This is a genomic window from Citrobacter youngae, from assembly GCF_003818115.1.
Classification (GTDB): Bacteria; Pseudomonadota; Gammaproteobacteria; order Enterobacterales; family Enterobacteriaceae; genus Citrobacter; species Citrobacter youngae.
Map to the genome: position 1 here is coordinate 395,996 of NZ_RPOI01000016.1, position 17,526 is coordinate 413,521.

The 17,526-nt window shown below is 50.0% G+C and carries 19 protein-coding genes and 1 pseudogene; 9 read left to right on the forward strand and 11 right to left on the reverse strand.

What is annotated here, in order from left to right; all coding sequences use genetic code 11:
• The first annotated feature begins 49 nt into the window (after positions 1–49).
• The 3 genes from yeaR (at position 50) to EHN13_RS15005 (ending at position 1,459) form a co-directional block, all read left to right on the forward strand.
• Complete coding sequence (gene yeaR / locus EHN13_RS14995) at positions 50–412, forward strand: DUF1971 domain-containing protein YeaR (RefSeq protein WP_045441926.1); 363 nt, start codon at positions 50–52, stop codon at positions 410–412.
• 3 nt (positions 413–415) lie between these two features.
• Positions 416–598, forward strand: a complete 183-nt coding sequence (locus EHN13_RS15000; protein ID WP_048211936.1) for a DUF1869 domain-containing protein — start codon at positions 416–418, stop codon at positions 596–598.
• A gap of 216 nt (positions 599–814) precedes the next feature.
• Positions 815–1,459 (forward strand): hypothetical protein, encoded by a 645-nt coding sequence (locus tag EHN13_RS15005; protein ID WP_061068820.1) that lies wholly within the window; start codon positions 815–817, stop codon positions 1,457–1,459.
• 52 nt (positions 1,460–1,511) lie between these two features.
• On the opposite strand, the gene fdhF is transcribed toward EHN13_RS15005, so the two are convergent.
• The gene (fdhF, locus tag EHN13_RS15010) at positions 1,512–3,659 is read right to left on the reverse strand and encodes a formate dehydrogenase subunit alpha (RefSeq protein ID WP_124021663.1); all 2,148 of its coding nucleotides are present in this window, start codon (positions 3,657–3,659) and stop codon (positions 1,512–1,514) included.
• A 360-nt stretch (positions 3,660–4,019) separates the two neighbouring features.
• On the opposite strand from fdhF, the gene EHN13_RS15015 reads away from it, so the two are divergent.
• Positions 4,020–4,268 (forward strand): GlsB/YeaQ/YmgE family stress response membrane protein, encoded by a 249-nt coding sequence (locus tag EHN13_RS15015; RefSeq protein WP_005120370.1) that lies wholly within the window; start codon positions 4,020–4,022, stop codon positions 4,266–4,268.
• 49 nt (positions 4,269–4,317) lie between these two features.
• On the opposite strand, the gene yoaJ is transcribed toward EHN13_RS15015, so the two are convergent.
• Genes yoaJ through EHN13_RS15030 form a run of 3 tightly spaced genes read right to left on the reverse strand, consistent with a single transcriptional unit; the run spans position 4,318 to position 5,566 of the window.
• Complete coding sequence (gene yoaJ, locus EHN13_RS15020) at positions 4,318–4,392, reverse strand: protein YoaJ (protein ID WP_099530266.1); 75 nt, start codon at positions 4,390–4,392, stop codon at positions 4,318–4,320.
• A gap of 2 nt (positions 4,393–4,394) precedes the next feature.
• Entirely contained in the window at positions 4,395–4,493 is a 99-nt protein-coding gene (locus EHN13_RS15025; protein ID WP_086523648.1) for a YoaK family small membrane protein, read from the reverse strand.
• A gap of 47 nt (positions 4,494–4,540) precedes the next feature.
• Positions 4,541–5,566: a sensor domain-containing diguanylate cyclase gene (locus EHN13_RS15030; protein ID WP_115602167.1), complete on the reverse strand. Its 1,026-nt coding sequence runs from the start codon at positions 5,564–5,566 to the stop codon at positions 4,541–4,543.
• 186 nt (positions 5,567–5,752) lie between these two features.
• On the opposite strand from EHN13_RS15030, the gene EHN13_RS15035 reads away from it, so the two are divergent.
• Positions 5,753–6,001: a putative hemolysin gene (locus EHN13_RS15035; RefSeq protein WP_005120367.1), complete on the forward strand. Its 249-nt coding sequence runs from the start codon at positions 5,753–5,755 to the stop codon at positions 5,999–6,001.
• 7 nt (positions 6,002–6,008) lie between these two features.
• On the opposite strand, the gene EHN13_RS15040 is transcribed toward EHN13_RS15035, so the two are convergent.
• On the reverse strand, positions 6,009–6,356 hold the full coding sequence (locus EHN13_RS15040) for a DUF488 domain-containing protein (protein ID WP_048211933.1): 348 nt from the start codon (positions 6,354–6,356) through the stop codon (positions 6,009–6,011).
• A gap of 185 nt (positions 6,357–6,541) precedes the next feature.
• On the opposite strand from EHN13_RS15040, the gene EHN13_RS15045 reads away from it, so the two are divergent.
• Positions 6,542–7,249: a CTP synthase C-terminal region-related (seleno)protein gene (locus tag EHN13_RS15045; RefSeq protein WP_086523649.1), complete on the forward strand. Its 708-nt coding sequence runs from the start codon at positions 6,542–6,544 to the stop codon at positions 7,247–7,249.
• A gap of 36 nt (positions 7,250–7,285) precedes the next feature.
• Here EHN13_RS15045 and EHN13_RS15050 read toward each other — a convergent pair whose 3' ends face one another.
• Positions 7,286–8,473, reverse strand: coding sequence for a CynX/NimT family MFS transporter (locus EHN13_RS15050; RefSeq protein WP_048211931.1), 1,188 nt, complete (start codon positions 8,471–8,473; stop codon positions 7,286–7,288).
• Between the two features lie 99 nt (positions 8,474–8,572).
• On the opposite strand from EHN13_RS15050, the pseudogene EHN13_RS15055 reads away from it, so the two are divergent.
• Positions 8,573–9,365, forward strand: a pseudogene (locus EHN13_RS15055) (AraC family transcriptional regulator); the annotation flags it as partial.
• On the opposite strand, the gene EHN13_RS15060 reads toward EHN13_RS15055, so the two are convergent.
• From EHN13_RS15060 to dgcJ, 3 genes are all read right to left on the reverse strand, one after another.
• Positions 9,348–9,794: a DUF441 domain-containing protein gene (locus EHN13_RS15060; RefSeq protein WP_042308914.1), complete on the reverse strand. Its 447-nt coding sequence runs from the start codon at positions 9,792–9,794 to the stop codon at positions 9,348–9,350. The pseudogene EHN13_RS15055 and the gene EHN13_RS15060 sit on opposite strands and share 18 nt — an antisense overlap.
• A 138-nt stretch (positions 9,795–9,932) precedes the next feature.
• On the reverse strand, positions 9,933–10,436 hold the full coding sequence (locus tag EHN13_RS15065; protein ID WP_048211929.1) for a YbaK/prolyl-tRNA synthetase associated domain-containing protein: 504 nt from the start codon (positions 10,434–10,436) through the stop codon (positions 9,933–9,935).
• A gap of 43 nt (positions 10,437–10,479) precedes the next feature.
• Entirely contained in the window at positions 10,480–11,970 is a 1,491-nt protein-coding gene (gene dgcJ, locus EHN13_RS15070; RefSeq protein ID WP_048211928.1) for a diguanylate cyclase DgcJ, read from the reverse strand.
• A 165-nt stretch (positions 11,971–12,135) separates the two neighbouring features.
• On the opposite strand from dgcJ, the gene EHN13_RS15075 reads away from it, so the two are divergent.
• Positions 12,136–12,906 (forward strand): class I SAM-dependent methyltransferase, encoded by a 771-nt coding sequence (locus EHN13_RS15075; RefSeq protein ID WP_115643511.1) that lies wholly within the window; start codon positions 12,136–12,138, stop codon positions 12,904–12,906.
• 65 nt (positions 12,907–12,971) lie between these two features.
• On the opposite strand, the gene EHN13_RS15080 is transcribed toward EHN13_RS15075, so the two are convergent.
• Positions 12,972–14,255: a YeaH/YhbH family protein gene (locus EHN13_RS15080; RefSeq protein ID WP_048211926.1), complete on the reverse strand. Its 1,284-nt coding sequence runs from the start codon at positions 14,253–14,255 to the stop codon at positions 12,972–12,974.
• A 121-nt stretch (positions 14,256–14,376) separates the two neighbouring features.
• Positions 14,377–16,311, reverse strand: coding sequence for a protein kinase YeaG (gene yeaG / locus EHN13_RS15090; protein ID WP_005120355.1), 1,935 nt, complete (start codon positions 16,309–16,311; stop codon positions 14,377–14,379).
• Positions 16,312–16,744: 433 nt separating this feature from the next.
• On the opposite strand from yeaG, the gene EHN13_RS15095 reads away from it, so the two are divergent.
• Positions 16,745–17,491, forward strand: coding sequence for a MipA/OmpV family protein (locus tag EHN13_RS15095; protein ID WP_048212595.1), 747 nt, complete (start codon positions 16,745–16,747; stop codon positions 17,489–17,491).
• Positions 17,492–17,526 lie beyond the last annotated feature (35 nt).

The window sequence follows — 17,526 nt, forward strand, 5'->3', positions numbered from 1 at the left end:
CAGCGATTCAATAAGACTCGCTGGTTGTCGACTGGAAAAGGGAAGAAAAATGCTTCAAATTCCACAGAATCATATTCATACACGCTCAACGCCGTTCTGGAACAAAGAAACTGCACCTGCCGGAATTTTCGAACGCCACCTTGATAAGGGTACCCGTGCCGGGGTTTATCCTCGACTTTCTGTGATGCAGGGGGCGGTCAAATATCTCGGATTTGCAGATGAACACAGCCCGGAGCCAGAAGAGGTGATGATTATCGAAGCCGGTCAGTTCGGCGTTTTTCCACCGGAGAAATGGCATAACATCGAAGTAATGACCGACGATACCTACTTTAATATCGACTTTTTCGTGGCGCCCGAAGTGTTGATGGAGAGCGCAAATCAACGAAAAGTTGTGCGTACCGGCAAGGAGTAAATCATGGGTAAAGCAACCTACACCGTTACAGTCACCAATAACAGCAATGGCGTGTCTGTCGATTATGAAACTGAAACGCCGATGTCGCTGTTGATTCCGGATGTCGCCGCTGAAGTGGTTAAAGATCTGGTCAATACGGTTCGTTCATACGATACCGAGAACGAGCACGAAGTCTGCGGCTGGTAGATGTTAGCCTCTGCCTCTGATTGAATATTTTCGTTTTTGATTTATAAACCGCACTGCGTTTTGATGGCGCAGTGCGGTTTTTTTGTCCGTGTTAAACCTGGAAATATCCGGAAAAAGATTTCTTAAGAGTACCTTAAGAAATCCGCATTGATTGCTAATGTTGGATCATTCACAGGGGTTATGATCGTGAAACAGTCACAATACAGAACCTCGCTTATGAAACTGAATACCCGACTAACATTACCCATTTTCATTCTTGGGCTGGTCATCGTAGCGATCCCGTTCACTGCGAACTGGAATCTACCTTTGCTCAACGGTACTGTCGTCAGATGGATTGAGAATGGCCAGGCGTTATGGCTGCTGTTTGGTGCGCTTTTTACTCTCAGCTACATCCGGCCTTTATCACGTCCGGAAGGCGAGAAACAATTTTGGCTTTGGGCGGCTGTGTGGTGGTTGGTGTTGCTGGGTCGCAGTACCAGTTGGGGCCGTGATTATTTTCCGGAGCACCCTAAACTCCTGTTCAGAGCTATCTCAGTGGTATTGATTGCGATGATTATTTTGCCTGTCCTGATATCAAAACACTTACGCCAGGATATTGCCCGTCGCTTACGCAATGAACCGCTGCCGCTATGGCTGTTAGCGATCACCACCTGTGCATTTTTGATCTCCGATACGGTAGAGCATCATCGTCTGCTGGCCCCTATCTTTTTGCACAATGCGCAGTACGGCGATCTCATTGAAGAGCTGTATGAACTCCCGTTTATGGCGGGATTGTTTCTGATGAACCTCGGTTTTATGCAGCGGGATAAGCAGGTGGAATCAGCTGCCATTCGCTTTAGTGAACCACAGCTGGCGAAATAACGAGAAAAAGCCTGAGTCTGGGAAGTCAGACTCAGGCGGCCTGGGCGGTGACTTACTCAATGGCCTCGCACAGGCGTGATTTCATGTCGCTATACGTTTGTGCGGCATACTTCTCTGCCCATCCTTGATCGCTAATGTGCTCAATATTGACGGCACAATATTTGGTTTCCGGGGTCTTCGAGATGGGGTCCAGATTATCCTGGGTCAACTCATTACACGCGCCAATCCACCATTGATAGGTCATATACACCGTTCCGGTGTTGATGCGTTCAGAGACATCAGCCCGACTGATAACCTTGCCACGACGCGAACTGACCCATACCAGGTCACGATGACGAATACCTAATTTTTCTGCATCGTGGGTATTGATTTGCACATACCCAGGCTCATCGGCCAGGGCCTGCAATGCTGCGCAGTTGCCGGTCATCGAGCGGCACGAATAGTGGCCGACTTCGCGCACAGTGCATAATACCATTGGGTACTTTTCATCAGGTACTTCTGCAGGAGCACGCCACTGTGCGGCAAACAATTTACCTTTGCCATTGGCGGTATCAAACTGGCTGTGTGCATACAGATACGGCGTACCTGGGTGATCGAGTTCCGGGCATGGCCACTGTACATGACCCATATCACCCATTTTTTCGTAAGTCACGCCGTAGAAGAGCGGGCATAGCTCGCGCATCTCATCCCAGATTTGCTGGTTACTTTGATACTGCATCGGATAGCCCATTGCGGTGGCCAGCAGACTGATGATTTCCCAGTCGCGTTTGACATCCCCCGTAGGTTCAATCGCCTGTTCAAACCGCTGGAATCCGCGGTCGGCGCAGGTAAAGACGCCGCCGTGTTCGCCCCAGGAGGTGGCCGGCAGGAGGACGTCGGCCATTTCCGCTGTCTTGGTCATGAAGATATCCTGCACGACAATAAAATCGAGCGCGTTAAACCCTTCGCGGACCAGACCTAAATCGGCCTCGGTTTGCAACGGATCTTCCCCCATGATGTAGTAGGCTTTAATTTTGCCTTCGATAGCCAGATGCGGAACTTCGGTGATGCGCGTCCCAACCTTGTCATCCATCTGATTAACGTCAATCCCCCAGGCGTTGGCGAATTTCTCCCTGACGGTGAAATCGGTCACGTCCTGATACCCTGGGAACTGGTTAGGCAGCACCCCCATATCGCACGCGCCCTGCACGTTATTTTGCCCACGCACCGGCCCAACGCCGACGTTAGGGCGTCCCAGGTTGCCGGTCAGCAACGCCAGGCTCGACAAGCCACGAACCACGTCAACGGCCTGACCAAATTGGGTGACGCCCATTCCCCACATCACAGTTGCCGAGGGCGCTGCGGCAAAAGTACGCATCGCCTGACGAACCTGCTGTGCGGGAACACCCGTTAAATGTTCAACGGCTTCAGGCGCGTAATCCTTGACGGTTTCCCAGTATGTTTCCAGGCCTTCGGCATGTTTTTGCACATATTCGCGATCGTAAAGTTGCTCTTCGATAAGCACATGGCCAAATGCGTTGACCAGCGCCATGTTACAACCGTTTTTCAACTGCAGATGCTGGTCTGCAATTCGGGCAGTTTCAATGCGGCGGGGATCGCAGACAATGATTTTTGCCCCGTTCTGGCGAGCTTTGATCACCCGGCGAGCCACAATCGGGTGCGAGTCGGCACAGTTGTAACCAAAGATCAGCAGGCATTTTGAGTTTTCAATGTCGCTGATGGAATTGCTCATGGCGCCATTGCCTAACGTTTCCTGTAACCCGGCAACGGAAGGGCCATGGCAGACACGGGCGCAGCAATCGACATTATTGCTATGGAGAACACCACGCGCGAATTTTTGCATCACGTAGTTGGTCTCATTCCCTGTTCCACGTGAAGATCCGGTGGTCATGATGGCGCGAGGGCCATAGGTATTTTTGATATCGGATAAGCGTTTTGCGGTGTAACGAATGGCTTCATCCCAGCTAACGGGAGTGAATTTCCCACCTTTTTCATAACGGATCATCGGACGAGTCAGACGGGGAGTAAGAAGGCGAGTGTCGTTAAGAAAGTCCCAGCCATAGTAGCCTTTCAGGCATAACTGGTTTTGGTTCGTTACACCCTCTGCGGCTTCGGCGCGGATGATTTTGTTATTTTCAACAACAAGCTTGAGCTTGCACCCGGCCCCACAGTAAGGGCATACACTGGTGATTTTTTTCATCAATAACAGACCTGTTAAATGCTGAAATAGCGCGAATTGTAAACGGAGCCACGCGATACGCATCGCGGACTACGATTTGTCATAGTGACAGGCTGTTTATGCATAAAGTGTGCCAGAAGTGGAAACCCAGCAATGGCAGGGGCTGAGGGCGAGTAAGTAGACCTGAATGACTGACGATTCGACATTAATGACGAGCTACGTCAGGGCAAATGCCGCCATCGAATGGTTTAACCTTATGAAAGATCAGAAAAAGATGAAAATAACAGGTGATATTGGTCACAAATTTTAATTTTTCAGCGCTATGCTATGCTTTTATACAACGAGTGAATCGTTAACTTAAAAACATAAGCGAGGGATATTATGGGCATTATTTCATGGGTGATTTTCGGTCTTATTGCGGGGATTTTGGCAAAATGGATTATGCCGGGTAAAGATGGCGGTGGATTCTTTATGACCATTATCTTAGGGGTGGTTGGTGCGGTAGTGGGCGGTTGGATCAGTACCTTCTTTGGTTTTGGTAAAGTCGATGGTTTCAACTTTGGCAGTTTCGTCGTAGCCGTTATTGGTGCGATTGTGGTGTTGTTTATCTACAGAAAAATCAAAAGCTAAGCAAACATACTGACAATAAAGGCCACTGATAAGTGGCCTTTTTCTCAGATTACCACCAGCCCAGTTCCGTTCCCAGCACGACAATAATGGCCACGCCAATCATAATAAGCGTTGTTTTTTTCATCGTTATGCTCCTGGTGAGGCGTAGCCGCCAATAAAGAACCAGGACAGGAAAACGACAGCGGAAATGAAAATAATAACGGGGAAAATAATACCGAGTCGCATACGCTTATCTGCCAGAATAATTTAAAGACGATTAAGCATAACAGGGCTTAATGTACGACAAAAGCGGTTTTATCCTGGCGTTTCTTATCCTGATACATCGCACTGTCTGCAAGATGAAGTGCACAGTTGACGTCTGTCTCCAGCGAGTCAATTTCTACAACTCCCAGACTGGCTCCCGGATAATACAGACAGATATCACCCAGGTCATAGTCACCGCAAATTAGCTGCTGTAAGTGGTTTTTCACGCTTTGCAAACGAACACACGGCGACATTTCGATTCCCCCTGACAGGCTGGCGACTAAAAATTCGTCACCGCCCAGACGACCAAGAATATCATTCTCACTGCATCCACGGCGTAAACGCTGGCCAATTTGGATCAAAAACTGGTCACCGACTTCGTGCCCAAAACGATCGTTGATCAGTTTGAAATCATCTAAATCAATATAGGCGACAATAATTTTGTGCCTCAGGTGGCGTGCCAGCGAGAAGAGGGTTTCGATATTTTCAAATATTGCCCGACGGTTAGGTAGCCCGGTCAGAACGTCAGTGTAGGAGTGGGCGATCAGCGCAGCATTCGCTTCACGTAATTGAGCAACCAGCGATTCTTTCTGAATAGACTGCGCTATCAGGCCCGCGAACAGATGCAGTACCTGTTCACCTCGTTCACTAAGCGGTTGTTGCTGACGACTGGTGGCGCAGAGGGTGCCATAGAACGTGCCATCGGGCAGGTGGACAGGAGTACTCAGAAAGGTTGTGATCTCCAGCGCGCGTGCGGCGGTACATTCTGGCCAGCGCGCGGGAACGTTATCGCTATACAGACAGTTTGCGTCTATTGCGCGCTTGCAGAGTGTCTCATCCCACGGCACCGACAGCCCTTCGGGGATCTGCATTTGCTTACTATTACGCGCATACAGAATATGCTGCAGACGCGCATCTAAATCGACCTTAGTAAGATAGGTCGACTCCATCTCAGTCACTACCTCCAGCATCTCCAGAAGTTGCCGAACCAGACTCTCAACAGACTGCTCTGTGGCTAATGATTGTGAGACTCGGGCAAGGATCATGTCTGACATGAGAGGCAAATACTCCAGAATGCTGATAAGTCCTGTATTGCCCGCATAATAGAACATCGGAGGGAAAGATGAAACACGCTATCCGGGGCAAAATGTAGACATGGGATTGAAACTCGTCAGTAAAACATGGAGATAGGTGGGGAGTCGGGGTACTCTTCCAGTGTAACGTTTTTAACAGGAGTGAATATGAAACTTGCCTCTATTGTTGTGCCCGGCATTTTGGTGCTGGCGGGGTGTTCCACATCACCTGAAGCACCAGTACCACCGAAAATTGGCATGGCGAACCCGGCATCCGTATATTGTGAGCAAAAGGGCGGCGTGCTGGTTGCGGTGCAGACACCGCAAGGCGTAAGGTCGGATTGCAAACTACCCGGTGGCGAAGTTATTGATGAATGGGCGCTTTGGCGCAGAGATCATCCGGCAACGGGCAAATAACCCGCTGTCACAATTGACGTAACCACTCAGCCAGAACCAGCGCATGGTTTTGCTGTGTATCCTTCGCTGCATACAGCAGCGTTAACGGCTGTTGCCGGGCAATGTCCGCGAGTCGCTTGCCTTCCTGCTGTTGCTGGGCAAGTTCTACGCGGTATTGCTCGGAGAAATGAGCAAAATCGATGATATCTGCGTGGAATGCCTTACGTAAATCAGATGAGGGCGTCAGCGCTTTATCCCATTCATTGAAAACAAGATCGGTTTTTTTCACCCCGCGCGGCCACAGCCTGTCGACCAGAACACGATAGCCATCACTTTTTTCTGCCGGGTCATACACGCGTTTACACTGAATATTCATCTCTTAATCCGCTCCGTTAAGCTACTGAACTCGTCTTCACTACGGCTAAATAAGATCGTAAAACGTGACCATTATAGCATTTTGGCCACATAGACTCTCAATTTAAGGGATTGTGGTAACAACAAAAAATCGGTAGGCTGAGGCTCCTTATGTTGTCCCTCATTGTCTGGACATAAGGAAAGTTAATGGAAATTTCCCCTGTTAAAGATACGCTTCGCATTGCGCTGGTGGGCGATTACAGCCCCGATATTGTGGCGCACCAGGCTATTCCCCTTGCCATCGATGATGCTGCTGCCGTTCTGGAATTAGTGGCTGATTATGACTGGCTCACCACATCTGATATTAGTAGTGGCGAAGATTTAGTCGGCTATGATGCCATCTGGGTGGTCCCTGGCAGTCCTTACCAGCACCCGGAAGGCGCGCTGACGGCAATACGTTACGCCCGCGAAAACAGCATTCCATTTTTGGGCACTTGTGGCGGTTTTCAGCATGCCATTCTCGAGTATGCTCGCAATGTGCTGGGCTGGCGTGATGCTGCGCATGCGGAAACAGAGACCTCAGGCCGTATGGTGATTGCACCGCTGACCTGCTCGTTGGTCGAAAAGACGGATGATATTGAACTGCGCGCGAATACGCTGATCGCCAGAGCCTACGGACGGGATGTCATTACAGAGGGGTATCACTGTAACTATGGCGTGTCGGAAACTTTTGCTGCTGAGCTTGAAAGCGGCGATCTGCGAGTGACGGGCTGGGATGACTCTGGTGATGTTCGCGCTATTGAACTGGTGACACATCCGTTTTATGTCGGGACGCTTTTTCAGCATGAACGAGGGGCACTGGCAGGAAAGCCTGTACCGCTCGTCCAGGCACTGCTGCGCGCGGCCAGAGGATAACAACTGGGCAGGTTGCTTATTCACCTGCCCGGTGTATTACGTGCTGGCGATCTCTTTGTCGCGTCCTGAACAGACGCCAAACACGGCCATGATGAGAGCGAGCAGTGCGACGCCAACCAGCGGGATCTGCCAGCTATCGTTAAGATCGTGAATTTTCCCCATCACCGGCGGCCCACATGCGGCCAGCAAATATCCGACAGATTGCGCCATGCCTGATAGCGCGGCAGCCTGGTGCGCTGAGCTTGCACGTAGCCCGATAAAGGTGAGACCGAGGATCATCGTGGCACCGGAGCCAAAGCCAAACAGCACGGTCCACAGGGCCGCCTGCCCGGGCATAACAGCAAACCCTGCAGCGCCGACAGCGCACATTAACGAGACCAGTGCGGCGATAGTACGCTGATCTTTAAACCGATACAGAACGAGGGGGATCAGTAGCCCGGGAGCTGCGGTCGCCAGTTGCAGCAAACCATGCAGCGATCCCGCCTGTGCCTCACTGTAGCCGTGGCTGATCATAATGGCGGGTAACCAGCCGATAATGACATAATAGATGAGTGAGTTGATGCCCAAAAACAGCGTGACCTGCCAGGCGAGACTGGAGCGCCAGATCGCGCGGGAGTGCAACGCTCGCGAATTACTGAGGCTGGCATTGGCCGTCTGGCGCCATTGAGGTAACCAGATCAATAACGCCAGCAGCGGAAAGATCATTAACATCATCAGTGCGCCGCGCCAGCCAAATCCATTTAACGCCAGCGGCACGACCATTGCCGACCCCAGCGCTGCTGCAGCGCCCATCGTTAACGAATACGCCCCGGTAAGCTTTGCCACATGCTGTGAAAAATCACGCTTAATGAGTCCCGGCAAAAGGACATTTCCCAGTGCGATGCCACAGCCAATGACTGCCGTCCCACCAAACAAGGCTCCGGATGAAGGGAGCGAACGTATAGCAATACCCACACAGATCAGCAGCATGGCGGCTAACAGGCTGCGCTCAATGCCCCAACGGCGCGCAACGGCGGCAGCGAGGGGAGATACCAGCGCGAAGGCCAGCAGCGGCAGGGTAGTCAGAAGTCCCGTCTGGGCGGTACTCAGGCCGTAGTCGGCGCGAATGGCATCCAGCAATGGGGCTGCACCGGTAAAGGTGACGCGTAGTGTGGTGGCAATCATCAGGATCCCCGCGATCAGCAGCGCTGCGCTTTTGCCGCGGGAGGAAGGTGTAATAATCATTTTTTTCTCATATCGTCAGGCGAGGCGATACTTTAGCGTTTTTACACTATGGATGAATCAAGCTAGAATGACAGTTTATCGCTAAAATAGGACATTCTTATGTTGGGGCTGAGACTGGATGGGTATCAACCCGATCTTTACCACGATGCCGCCGTGGCTTTTTGTATTCAGGCTCAGGAAGATGAACTTTTCAGCCCACTGCATCAACACCGCAAAGGTCAGTTAATCCTGGCGTTGCATGGTGCAATTACCTGCGAAGTGGAGAACGCCATGTGGATGGTGCCGCCGCAATATGCGGTGTGGATCCCTGGCGAAATTCCACACAGCAACCACGTTACCGTGGGCGCGCAATTGTGTTTTCTGTTTATTGAGCCGCAGGCTGTCGTGATGCCTGAACGTTGCTGCACGCTGAAAATCGCTCCGTTATGTCGGGAACTTATTCTTGCGCTGGCGAACAAAACGGATGCCCAGCTCTGTGAACCAGCTACCCAGCGGTTAACGCAGGTGTTGTTTGACGAACTCCCGCAGCAGCCACAGGAGCAAATGCAGTTACCAGTATCCGATCACCCGAAAATTCGCAAGATGGTGGCGACGATGGCGCAGGAACCTGCACAATGGCAAACACTGGGGCAGTGGGCCAACGTGTTTGCCATGAGTGAGCGTAACCTTGCTCGTCTGGTTGTCAAAGAAACAGGATTAAGCTTTCGCCGCTGGCGTCACCAGCTACAGCTGATTCTGGCGCTGCAAGCTCTGATCGACGGGTACAATGTACAGCAGGTTGCTCAAATGCTCGGTTACGATTCAACGACCGCGTTTATCACCATGTTCAAAAAAGGCCTGGGACAAACGCCAGGCCGTTATCTGGCAGGATTGACTACTGCTTCCCAACAATCAACGAGACCAGACCTGCCGCAATGAGCGGTCCCACTGGCACCCCGCGAAACAGCGCCACGCCCAGAACCGTGCCCACCAGTAAACCGGCGACGAGTTGAGGTTGGCTACCCATCAGCGTGACGCCGCGCCCGCCAAGCCAGGAGACAACAACGCCGACGGCGATAGCGACCAGCGACTTCCAGTTTACAAAGGAGTGAATAAGCGTAGAGGGGGGCAGCGTTCCGCTGGCGATCGGCGCCATGACGCCAATGGTCAGAATAATAATCCCAACGGTAAGCCCCTGCTTTTCAATCCACGGGAAGAATGTATTCAGCGGAGTAACACGGACGATTATCAGCACCAGAATTGAAACGGCGACAGTGGTGTTGTGGCTGACAAAGCCCAGAGCTGCCAGTCCAAGCAGGATCAGCAGAGTGACATCAAACATCGTAGTTTCCTTGCCAAAAGAAAAAATAAGCCTGCTTACTGTACGCGTAAACGCGTGACGGAACAGGCTTTTTTTAATGATTATGATTTTTTTTGGGCTAATGCACGATGCGACGTTTTTTACTGCTAACGCAGACCGTTATTGTTCACGGCGGAAAGGGATTAATTCAGGTTGCGCGATACGCAGGTAATCTGCGGTATCCATGATCACAGATTTTTCCAGCAACCCGGCATTAAACGCAATTTCATGAAAACGCTCAAACAATAGCGGATCGGCGACCAGCTTGAGATTCGGGTGGAAGCTAAACGGCGGGATCGCGCCAAATACACAGCCGGTAAGTTCATCGACTTCCGCCGGGCTGGCAAGCGATGCTCTTAACCCACCAATATGACCCGCTAACAAACTGAGATCGGCCTGCTGGTCAGCGGGCAAAATTGCCAACACATGCTGATTAACGCCGTTGCCTTTGACCTTACAGACCAGGGCTTTTGCTCCCTGGCCGAGCGCGGTACCACGAATTTCAGAAACTGCCTCACATTTGCCGACGGCTTCATGGCTTACCACGCGGTACGTTGCGCCTTGCTCTGACAACAGCGAAATTAAACGCTGATGCGTTGCGTTACCTTTGTTCACTTCCGTCATGACTTACTCCTGGTACAACAATGAAAATCCTGCAGAAAAATAATCACGCACCGGCGCGTTTTTTCTGTTTATTCAGATAGAGCTGTGCATCAGATGCTTTGTAAGCATCATCAATAGTGTCGTTCGGCTGCATATTATAAACCCCGGCGGAGAAGCTGATGGATATATCATGCGCAATAATTTGTAAGTTATAGCGAATTCTCTCCAGCAGGCGGGGCGTTAAATCACTGGGATGGTCGATGAGGATGATACAAAACTCATCGCCGCCGAGGCGGATGGCGTAGTCGCTTTTGCGAATGGAACTTTGAATGGCTTTGGCCAGATGAGTGATAATCCGATCACCTTCTTTATGCCCTAACGTATCATTGATGACTTTCAGTTTATCGCAGTCGATGGCGATAAAGGTGACGAGAGTGCCCGTATTGACCAACTGCTGCAAACGTTGTTCGAGCGTCGGGGTTAAAACTTTCCGATTGTAGAGTCCGGTCATGGCGTCACTGATATTTTCGCGCGTGACGTTGTGATACAAGCGAAAATGCGTTCTGACCAAATTCAACAGCAAAATTGTTGCCAGCAGATAGAAAGCGAAGATTTTCCAGGATGAGACAATAAAGTACATTAAATCAAGCGTTAAGGTGATGCGTATGCCGCCTGGAATGTCCTTCTCGTAGTGAACATAGTGAAACAGGTTAGTCTCACTTTGGTGAACGAGAATCTCTTTACCGGAGCTGGTATCCGAGAGCGTAACGTTAAGATAGCGCCATACCAGAGGCCGGTCGCTGGTATAAAAGATATTCTTTAAATTCTCTTTGTTGATATCCACCATTACTACACCTTTTAACTTACCGGTAGAGTAGACCGGCGTTAAAAAGCTCATCACCTTTTTCCCGGTCAGGTTATCCAGATAAATACTGGAGATCACCGTACGCCCCGTGAAAATACCGTCAATATCATTCTGGTCGATGCCCAGGGTGCCTTTTTGCAAAAACGTCCAGTTATGTATCGCAAATTGGCGCGAGTCGATTCGGTCATAGAAATAGACGTAGTTATTTTTGAGGTCGACGTAATATCGGAATTTATACTCCAGAGTACCTAATCCCTGACCGTAATCTTTCTGCTCACGATTAGCGTTTACCGCCTTATCAAAAGAGGGCAGCAGGAATATGTCTTCAAGTTGTTCGCTACATTTCGTTGAGGTGGTTTGCAGCGTCCCGTGCAATGGCGGGTAGTTATGCTCTGTGAGATTGAGTCCATGAGTGCCGTTAACGCTGTCGAAAGCGTTGCAAAGTGCTTTTTGTTGTTCGACAGACGCGGGTTCCTGAGGGGATGAAAATGTGCGCATCAGATGGGCGGCAATACTTTGATTAGTATACTTATCATAAAGAAACGATGAGTCGGCTTTCTCATTGATATAGCGCATGTACGCATTCATCGCTTTATCGCTGGCAATGAGCTCATAAACCAAAAAAGAAGACGTCAAAACAATTACGCTAACGGAGATAAAGAGCCTGAGCGCTTTATGATGCAATTTCATAATGATTTACAGCCCTGTAAGTCTGATACTTCAGTCTATCACACGGTATAGCTCCTCTCTAACGCTACGCGGAAGGACATTTTGTAATAAAAAACATTCGTACTCTTCACCTTTAACTCTTAATGTTGTATTTATAATGCAACTTATAGAAAAGGAGACAGGCAGATGAGCACGACTGAAAAAGCGGGCCATACGTTCTTAGCCAGCCTGGGCAAAACCCGTCTGCGTCCGGGGGGCATTGAAGCAACAGAGTGGTTGTTCAGCCAGTCACAGCTGGCGCCCGACAGCCAGGTGCTGGAAGTGGCCTGTAATATGGCCACCACGGCGATAGAGATAGCGCAACGCTTTGGTTGTACGGTCTACGCTATCGATATGGATAAAACCGCGCTATCAAATGCCAGAAATAATGTGGCAGCAAATGGGCTGGAAAATCACATTCATGTGATGGCTGCGAATGCCAGTACCCTTCCTTTTGCGGATAACAGCTTCGATGTGGTGATTAACGAGGCCATGCTGACAATGTATGCCGATAAAGCGAAGGCGAAATTAATTGCCGAATATTATCGCGTGTTGAAACCCGGCGGTCGTCTGTTAACCCACGACATTATGTTCACCACTCAAAGACTGGACGCGAGCGAGCAGGGCAAGCTTGTGGAGGTGGTGAAATCAAACGTGAGTCCGATGACCAGACAAGGCTGGCGTGAGTTATTTCTCAACTGCGGTTTTGAACAGGTCATGCAGCAGAATGGCGCTATGTCGCTGATGTCGCCAGGAGGATTAATTCGTGATGAGGGAGTTACTGGGGCGATTAAAATTATGTTTAACGGTTTACGCACTTACGAAAATCGCCGTCGGTTCCTGAAAATGTTTCGCTTCTTCCGTTCGCAACGTCATCAGCTAAACTACATTGCCTGCTGCTCTGTTAAGGTAAAATAAAAACAGGATGGGGCACTATTTATAAAATCAGTCAGCACATATACGCGCTGACTGATTTGTTTAGGCTAATTATTGCTGGTCGTACTTTGCTTATGGAACAGTTCGCGGAATACCGGGTAAATATCATCCTGATCGCGAATATGCTGCATCGCAAAGTTATCAAACGTTGATTGCAGATGTTCGTATTCACGCCACAAGGTCTGGTGCGCACGGCGAGTGATTTCGATATAGCTGTAATATCTCACCACCGGCAGCAGTTTTTTCGCCAGGATTTCATGACATAGTGGTGAATCATCTGCCCAGTTATCGCCATCCGATGCCTGAGCGGCATAGATATTCCACTGGGCAGGGTTGTAGCGATCTTTTACCACTTCATCCATTAACTTCAGGGCGCTGGAAACTATGGTTCCCCCCGTTTCCTGAGAGTAGAAGAACTCGTGTTCATCAACCTCTTTCGCCTGAGTATGATGGCGAATATAGACAACCTCCACGTTTTTGTAAGTGCGACTCAGGAACAGATACAGCAGGATATAAAAACGTTTTGCCATATCTTTAGTCGACTGATCCATTGAGCCGGAGACGTCCATCAGACAGAACATCACCGCCTGGCTGGAAGGATCGGGTCGTTTCTCATAATTTTTGTAGCGTAAATCAAAGGTGTCGATAAACGGTACGCGTTCAATTTTTGCCCGTAGTTCGGCAATCTCTTTGCGTAACCGTTCCTCTTCCAGCAACTGCGCGGGTTCACTTTTGGCGATGGTTTCCAGATCGGCCTCAAGCGCATGCAGTTCACGACGTTTACCCGCCGTCATTGCTGTGCGACGCGCCAGTGAGTTTTGCAAGGAGCGCACCACGCTGATATTGGCGGGCACACCGTTGGAGGTAAATCCTGCACGGTGCGTTTTAAACTCCGTTAACTGACGTTGCTGATTCTGCTTCAGGTTAGGCAGCGCTAAATCTTCGAACAGCAGATCAAGATATTCATCTTTAGATATCTGAAAGACGAACTCATCCTGACCCTCGCCATCCTGACTGGCCTGGCCTTGTCCGCTACCTGAACCGCCGCCGCCCCCCTGCGGACGTTCGATACGGTCATTCTGTACAAAATGATCATTACCTGGATGCACGCGATGACGCAGGCCACCGCGCCCCTGATGAAACATCGGTTCGCTAATATCATCGGTCGGAATAGAGACAGATTCGCCGCTATCTACATCGGTCACCGAACGCTTGTTAATGGCCTCGGAGATCGACTGTTTAATTTGCGATTTATAACGGCGCAAGAAGCGTTGGCGATTTACCGTGCTCTTGTTCTTGCCGTTAAGACGCCGGTCAATAAACCAGGTCATATGCCCCCCGTACTGCCAACTGTTCGCCATGTCTGTAAGTGCCGGATGGCGCTGGCGCTATCCGGCCTACGGAACATTATTTTGCAAGCCCGGTAAGCGCATGCACCACCGGGCACTTATGTTAAGACGATTTACGTACGCGCAAATACCATTCGCACAGTAAACGTACCTGTTTACGCGTATAGCCTTTTTCCATCATACGGTCGACAAAATCGTCGTGCTTTTTCTGCTCGTCAGTCGAGGTTTTAGCGTTAAACGAAATGACCGGCAGCAACTCTTCGGTATTCGAGAACATTTTCTTCTCAATAACCGTGCGCAGTTTTTCGTAACTGGTCCAGTTTGGATTGCGACCGCTGTTATTCGCTCTGGCACGCAGAACAAAGTTGACGATCTCGTTACGGAAATCTTTCGGGTTGCTGATACCCGCCGGCTTTTCAATTTTCTCCAGTTCTGAGTTCAGTGACTCGCGATCAAACAGCTGACCGGTATCTGGATCGCGATACTCCTGATCCTGAATCCAGAAATCCGCATAAGTGACATAACGGTCGAAAATGTTCTGTCCGTATTCGGAATAGGATTCGAGATAAGCTGTCTGGATCTCCTTGCCGATGAATTCAGCATATTTCGGGATCAGATAGCCTTTCAGGAACTCAAGATAACGCTCAGCTTGCTCCTGCGGGAACTGTTCACGCTCGATTTGCTGCTCCAGTACGTAGAACAGATGAACCGGGTTAGCTGCCACTTCGGCATGGTCAAAGTTAAAGACGCGAGAGAGGATCTTAAACGCGAAACGCGTGGACAGACCGTTCATTCCCTCATCAACCCCGGCGTAATCCCGATACTCCTGATAGGATTTCGCTTTTGGATCGGTATCTTTCAGGCTTTCGCCATCGTAAACGCGCATCTTCGAGTAAATGCTCGAGTTCTCAGGTTCTTTCAGGCGAGAAAGAATGGTAAAGCGAGAGAGCGTTTCCAACGTGCCCGGTGCGCAAGGCGCATGGGTCAGCTCACTGTGGTTAAGCAGTTTTTCGTAAATTTTGATCTCTTCAGAGATCCGCAGGCAATAAGGCACTTTGACGATGTAAACACGGTCAAGGAACGCCTCATTGTTTTTGTTATTACGGAACGTTACCCATTCAGATTCGTTCGAGTGGGCAAGAATAATCCCGTTAAACGGCAGGGCGGAGATACCTTCTGTCCCGTTGTAGTTTCCTTCTTGGGTGGCGGTCAGCAGAGGATGCAGCACTTTAATCGGTGCTTTAAACATCTCAACGAACTCCATAATCCCCTGGTTTGAGCGGCATAGTGCGCCCGAATAACCGTAGGCATCAGGATCGTTCTGGGCGTGGTGTTCGAGTTTACGAATATCCACTTTCCCGACCAGCGCAGAAATATCCTGGTTGTTTTCATCACCAGGCTCCGTTTTAGCGATGGCGATTTGCTCGAGAATAGACGGCCAGACTTTGACGACGCGGAATTTAGTGATGTCCCCGCCGAAATCATGCAAACGCTTCGCAGCCCACGGCGACATGATTGTACCGAGATAGCGACGCGGGACCCCATACTCTTTTTCCAGGATCTGTGCATCTTCCTGCGGATTAAACAGGCATAACGGATGATCGTTAACCGGGCTACGTTCACCATTGGCGCTGAGGACATAAATGGGCACTCTTTGCATCAGCGATTTCAGTCGCTCTGCAAGCGATGATTTCCCGCCTCCCACAGGCCCCAGCAGATAGAGGATCTGCTTCTTCTCTTCCAGCCCCTGAGCCGCATGTTTCAGATAAGAAACAATCTGTTCAATCGCGTCTTCCATGCCGTAAAACTCTTCAAAAGCGGGATAACGTGCAATCACCCGATTCGAAAAGAGTCGAGAAAGTCGAGGTTCGTGGGCAGTGTCAACCATGACAGGCTCACCAATAGCCATTAATAGCCGCTCTGCCGCGTTGGCATAAGCACTGCGATCTTGCCGACAAGTGGTAAGAAACTCCTGCAGCGTGAACTCTTCGTCCTTGGCAGCTTCATAACGCTGGCGATAGTGATCGAATATATTCATGGTATGCCGTCCTTTCGTTTTTTAGCACATGTTAAGAGCCGTTCATATGAATAGTAGAGGCCCCTGAAGAGGTAAACTGAACGACGTCGCTGCTGAAGAAATAAGCAACTCTCATGCCATTTCGATGGTCAGGAGATCAACGTATTCGGTGATACACCTTCTAAATTTAAGCGTAGATGGCATTTGCAAAACTTGCCTGTACGCGCAAATGAATTTCAATGGCATATCAATAACTCATCAGCAAAAAAAGCACATGTTATGTAAAGAAATGGGGCTGAATTCATGTGGTGTTCACCGTACTGCAAGCAAAATGTCATCACTCGTTGAGAAATTAGGGGGTTACATTGGGCAGGTAATACGTAAAATAGTTGGGCTGAAGCGTATTGGCGGTTACACTTTCGTCGCTAAACATTTGAATAAGGAATTATGGATTGTGACCAAACTCAAACTTCTGGCACTTGGCGTGCTTATTGCCACGTCCGCGAGCGTCGCGCAAGCAGAAAGCAACCTGACGCTGGGCGCAGGCGTTGGTGTGGTTGAACACCCTTACAAAAACTACGATAGTGACGTTTACCCGGTCCCTGTTGTGACCTATGAAAGCGACAACTTCTGGTTCCGTGGTCTGGGCGGCGGTTACTACCTGTGGAATGACAATACAGATAAATTATCTGTGATGGCGTACTGGTCGCCACTGTACTTCAAGCCGGGCGACAGCGACGATAGCCGTCTGCGCAATCTCGATAAGCGCAAGAGCACCATGATGGCCGGGCTTTCTTACGTGCATAACACACAATATGGTTTCCTGCGTACCAGCCTCGCGGGAGACGCACTGGATAACAGTAATGGTATCGTATGGGATCTGGCATGGCTGTACCGTTATACCAACGGGGGCCTGACGCTGACACCGGGGATTGGTGTTGAGTGGAACAGTGAAAACCAGAACCAGTACTACTACGGTGTATCGCGCCACGAATCGTCCCGCAGTGGTTTACGCAGCTACGATCCTGAAAGCAGCTGGAATCCGTACCTTGAACTCAGCGCCAACTATAATTTCTTAGGCGACTGGAGCGTGTACGGTACTGCGCGTTACACCCGTTTGTCTGATGAAGTGACAGACAGCCCGATGGTAGACAAATCCTGGACGGGTCTGATCTCAACGGGTATCACCTATAAGTTCTGATGCATTTCCAATGCTGAACATGAGCCCGCGTTATG

Excerpts from the sequence above, each read along its gene's own strand:
- yeaR (WP_045441926.1), top strand. The coding sequence starts at position 50 with ATGCTTCAAATTCCACAGAATCATATTCATACACGCTCAACGCCGTTC.
- EHN13_RS15000 (WP_048211936.1), top strand. The coding sequence starts at position 416 with ATGGGTAAAGCAACCTACACCGTTACAGTCACCAATAACAGCAATGGC.
- EHN13_RS15005 (WP_061068820.1), top strand. The coding sequence starts at position 815 with ATGAAACTGAATACCCGACTAACATTACCCATTTTCATTCTTGGGCTG.
- fdhF (WP_124021663.1), bottom strand. The coding sequence starts at position 3,659 with ATGAAAAAAATCACCAGTGTATGCCCTTACTGTGGGGCCGGGTGCAAG.
- EHN13_RS15015 (WP_005120370.1), top strand. The coding sequence starts at position 4,020 with ATGGGCATTATTTCATGGGTGATTTTCGGTCTTATTGCGGGGATTTTG.
- EHN13_RS15025 (WP_086523648.1), bottom strand. The coding sequence starts at position 4,493 with ATGCGACTCGGTATTATTTTCCCCGTTATTATTTTCATTTCCGCTGTC.
- EHN13_RS15030 (WP_115602167.1), bottom strand. The coding sequence starts at position 5,566 with ATGTCAGACATGATCCTTGCCCGAGTCTCACAATCATTAGCCACAGAG.
- EHN13_RS15035 (WP_005120367.1), top strand. The coding sequence starts at position 5,753 with ATGAAACTTGCCTCTATTGTTGTGCCCGGCATTTTGGTGCTGGCGGGG.
- EHN13_RS15040 (WP_048211933.1), bottom strand. The coding sequence starts at position 6,356 with ATGAATATTCAGTGTAAACGCGTGTATGACCCGGCAGAAAAAAGTGAT.
- EHN13_RS15045 (WP_086523649.1), top strand. The coding sequence starts at position 6,542 with ATGGAAATTTCCCCTGTTAAAGATACGCTTCGCATTGCGCTGGTGGGC.
- EHN13_RS15050 (WP_048211931.1), bottom strand. The coding sequence starts at position 8,473 with ATGATTATTACACCTTCCTCCCGCGGCAAAAGCGCAGCGCTGCTGATC.
- EHN13_RS15060 (WP_042308914.1), bottom strand. The coding sequence starts at position 9,794 with ATGTTTGATGTCACTCTGCTGATCCTGCTTGGACTGGCAGCTCTGGGC.
- EHN13_RS15065 (WP_048211929.1), bottom strand. The coding sequence starts at position 10,436 with ATGACGGAAGTGAACAAAGGTAACGCAACGCATCAGCGTTTAATTTCG.
- dgcJ (WP_048211928.1), bottom strand. The coding sequence starts at position 11,970 with ATGAAATTGCATCATAAAGCGCTCAGGCTCTTTATCTCCGTTAGCGTA.
- EHN13_RS15075 (WP_115643511.1), top strand. The coding sequence starts at position 12,136 with ATGAGCACGACTGAAAAAGCGGGCCATACGTTCTTAGCCAGCCTGGGC.
- EHN13_RS15080 (WP_048211926.1), bottom strand. The coding sequence starts at position 14,255 with ATGACCTGGTTTATTGACCGGCGTCTTAACGGCAAGAACAAGAGCACG.
- yeaG (WP_005120355.1), bottom strand. The coding sequence starts at position 16,311 with ATGAATATATTCGATCACTATCGCCAGCGTTATGAAGCTGCCAAGGAC.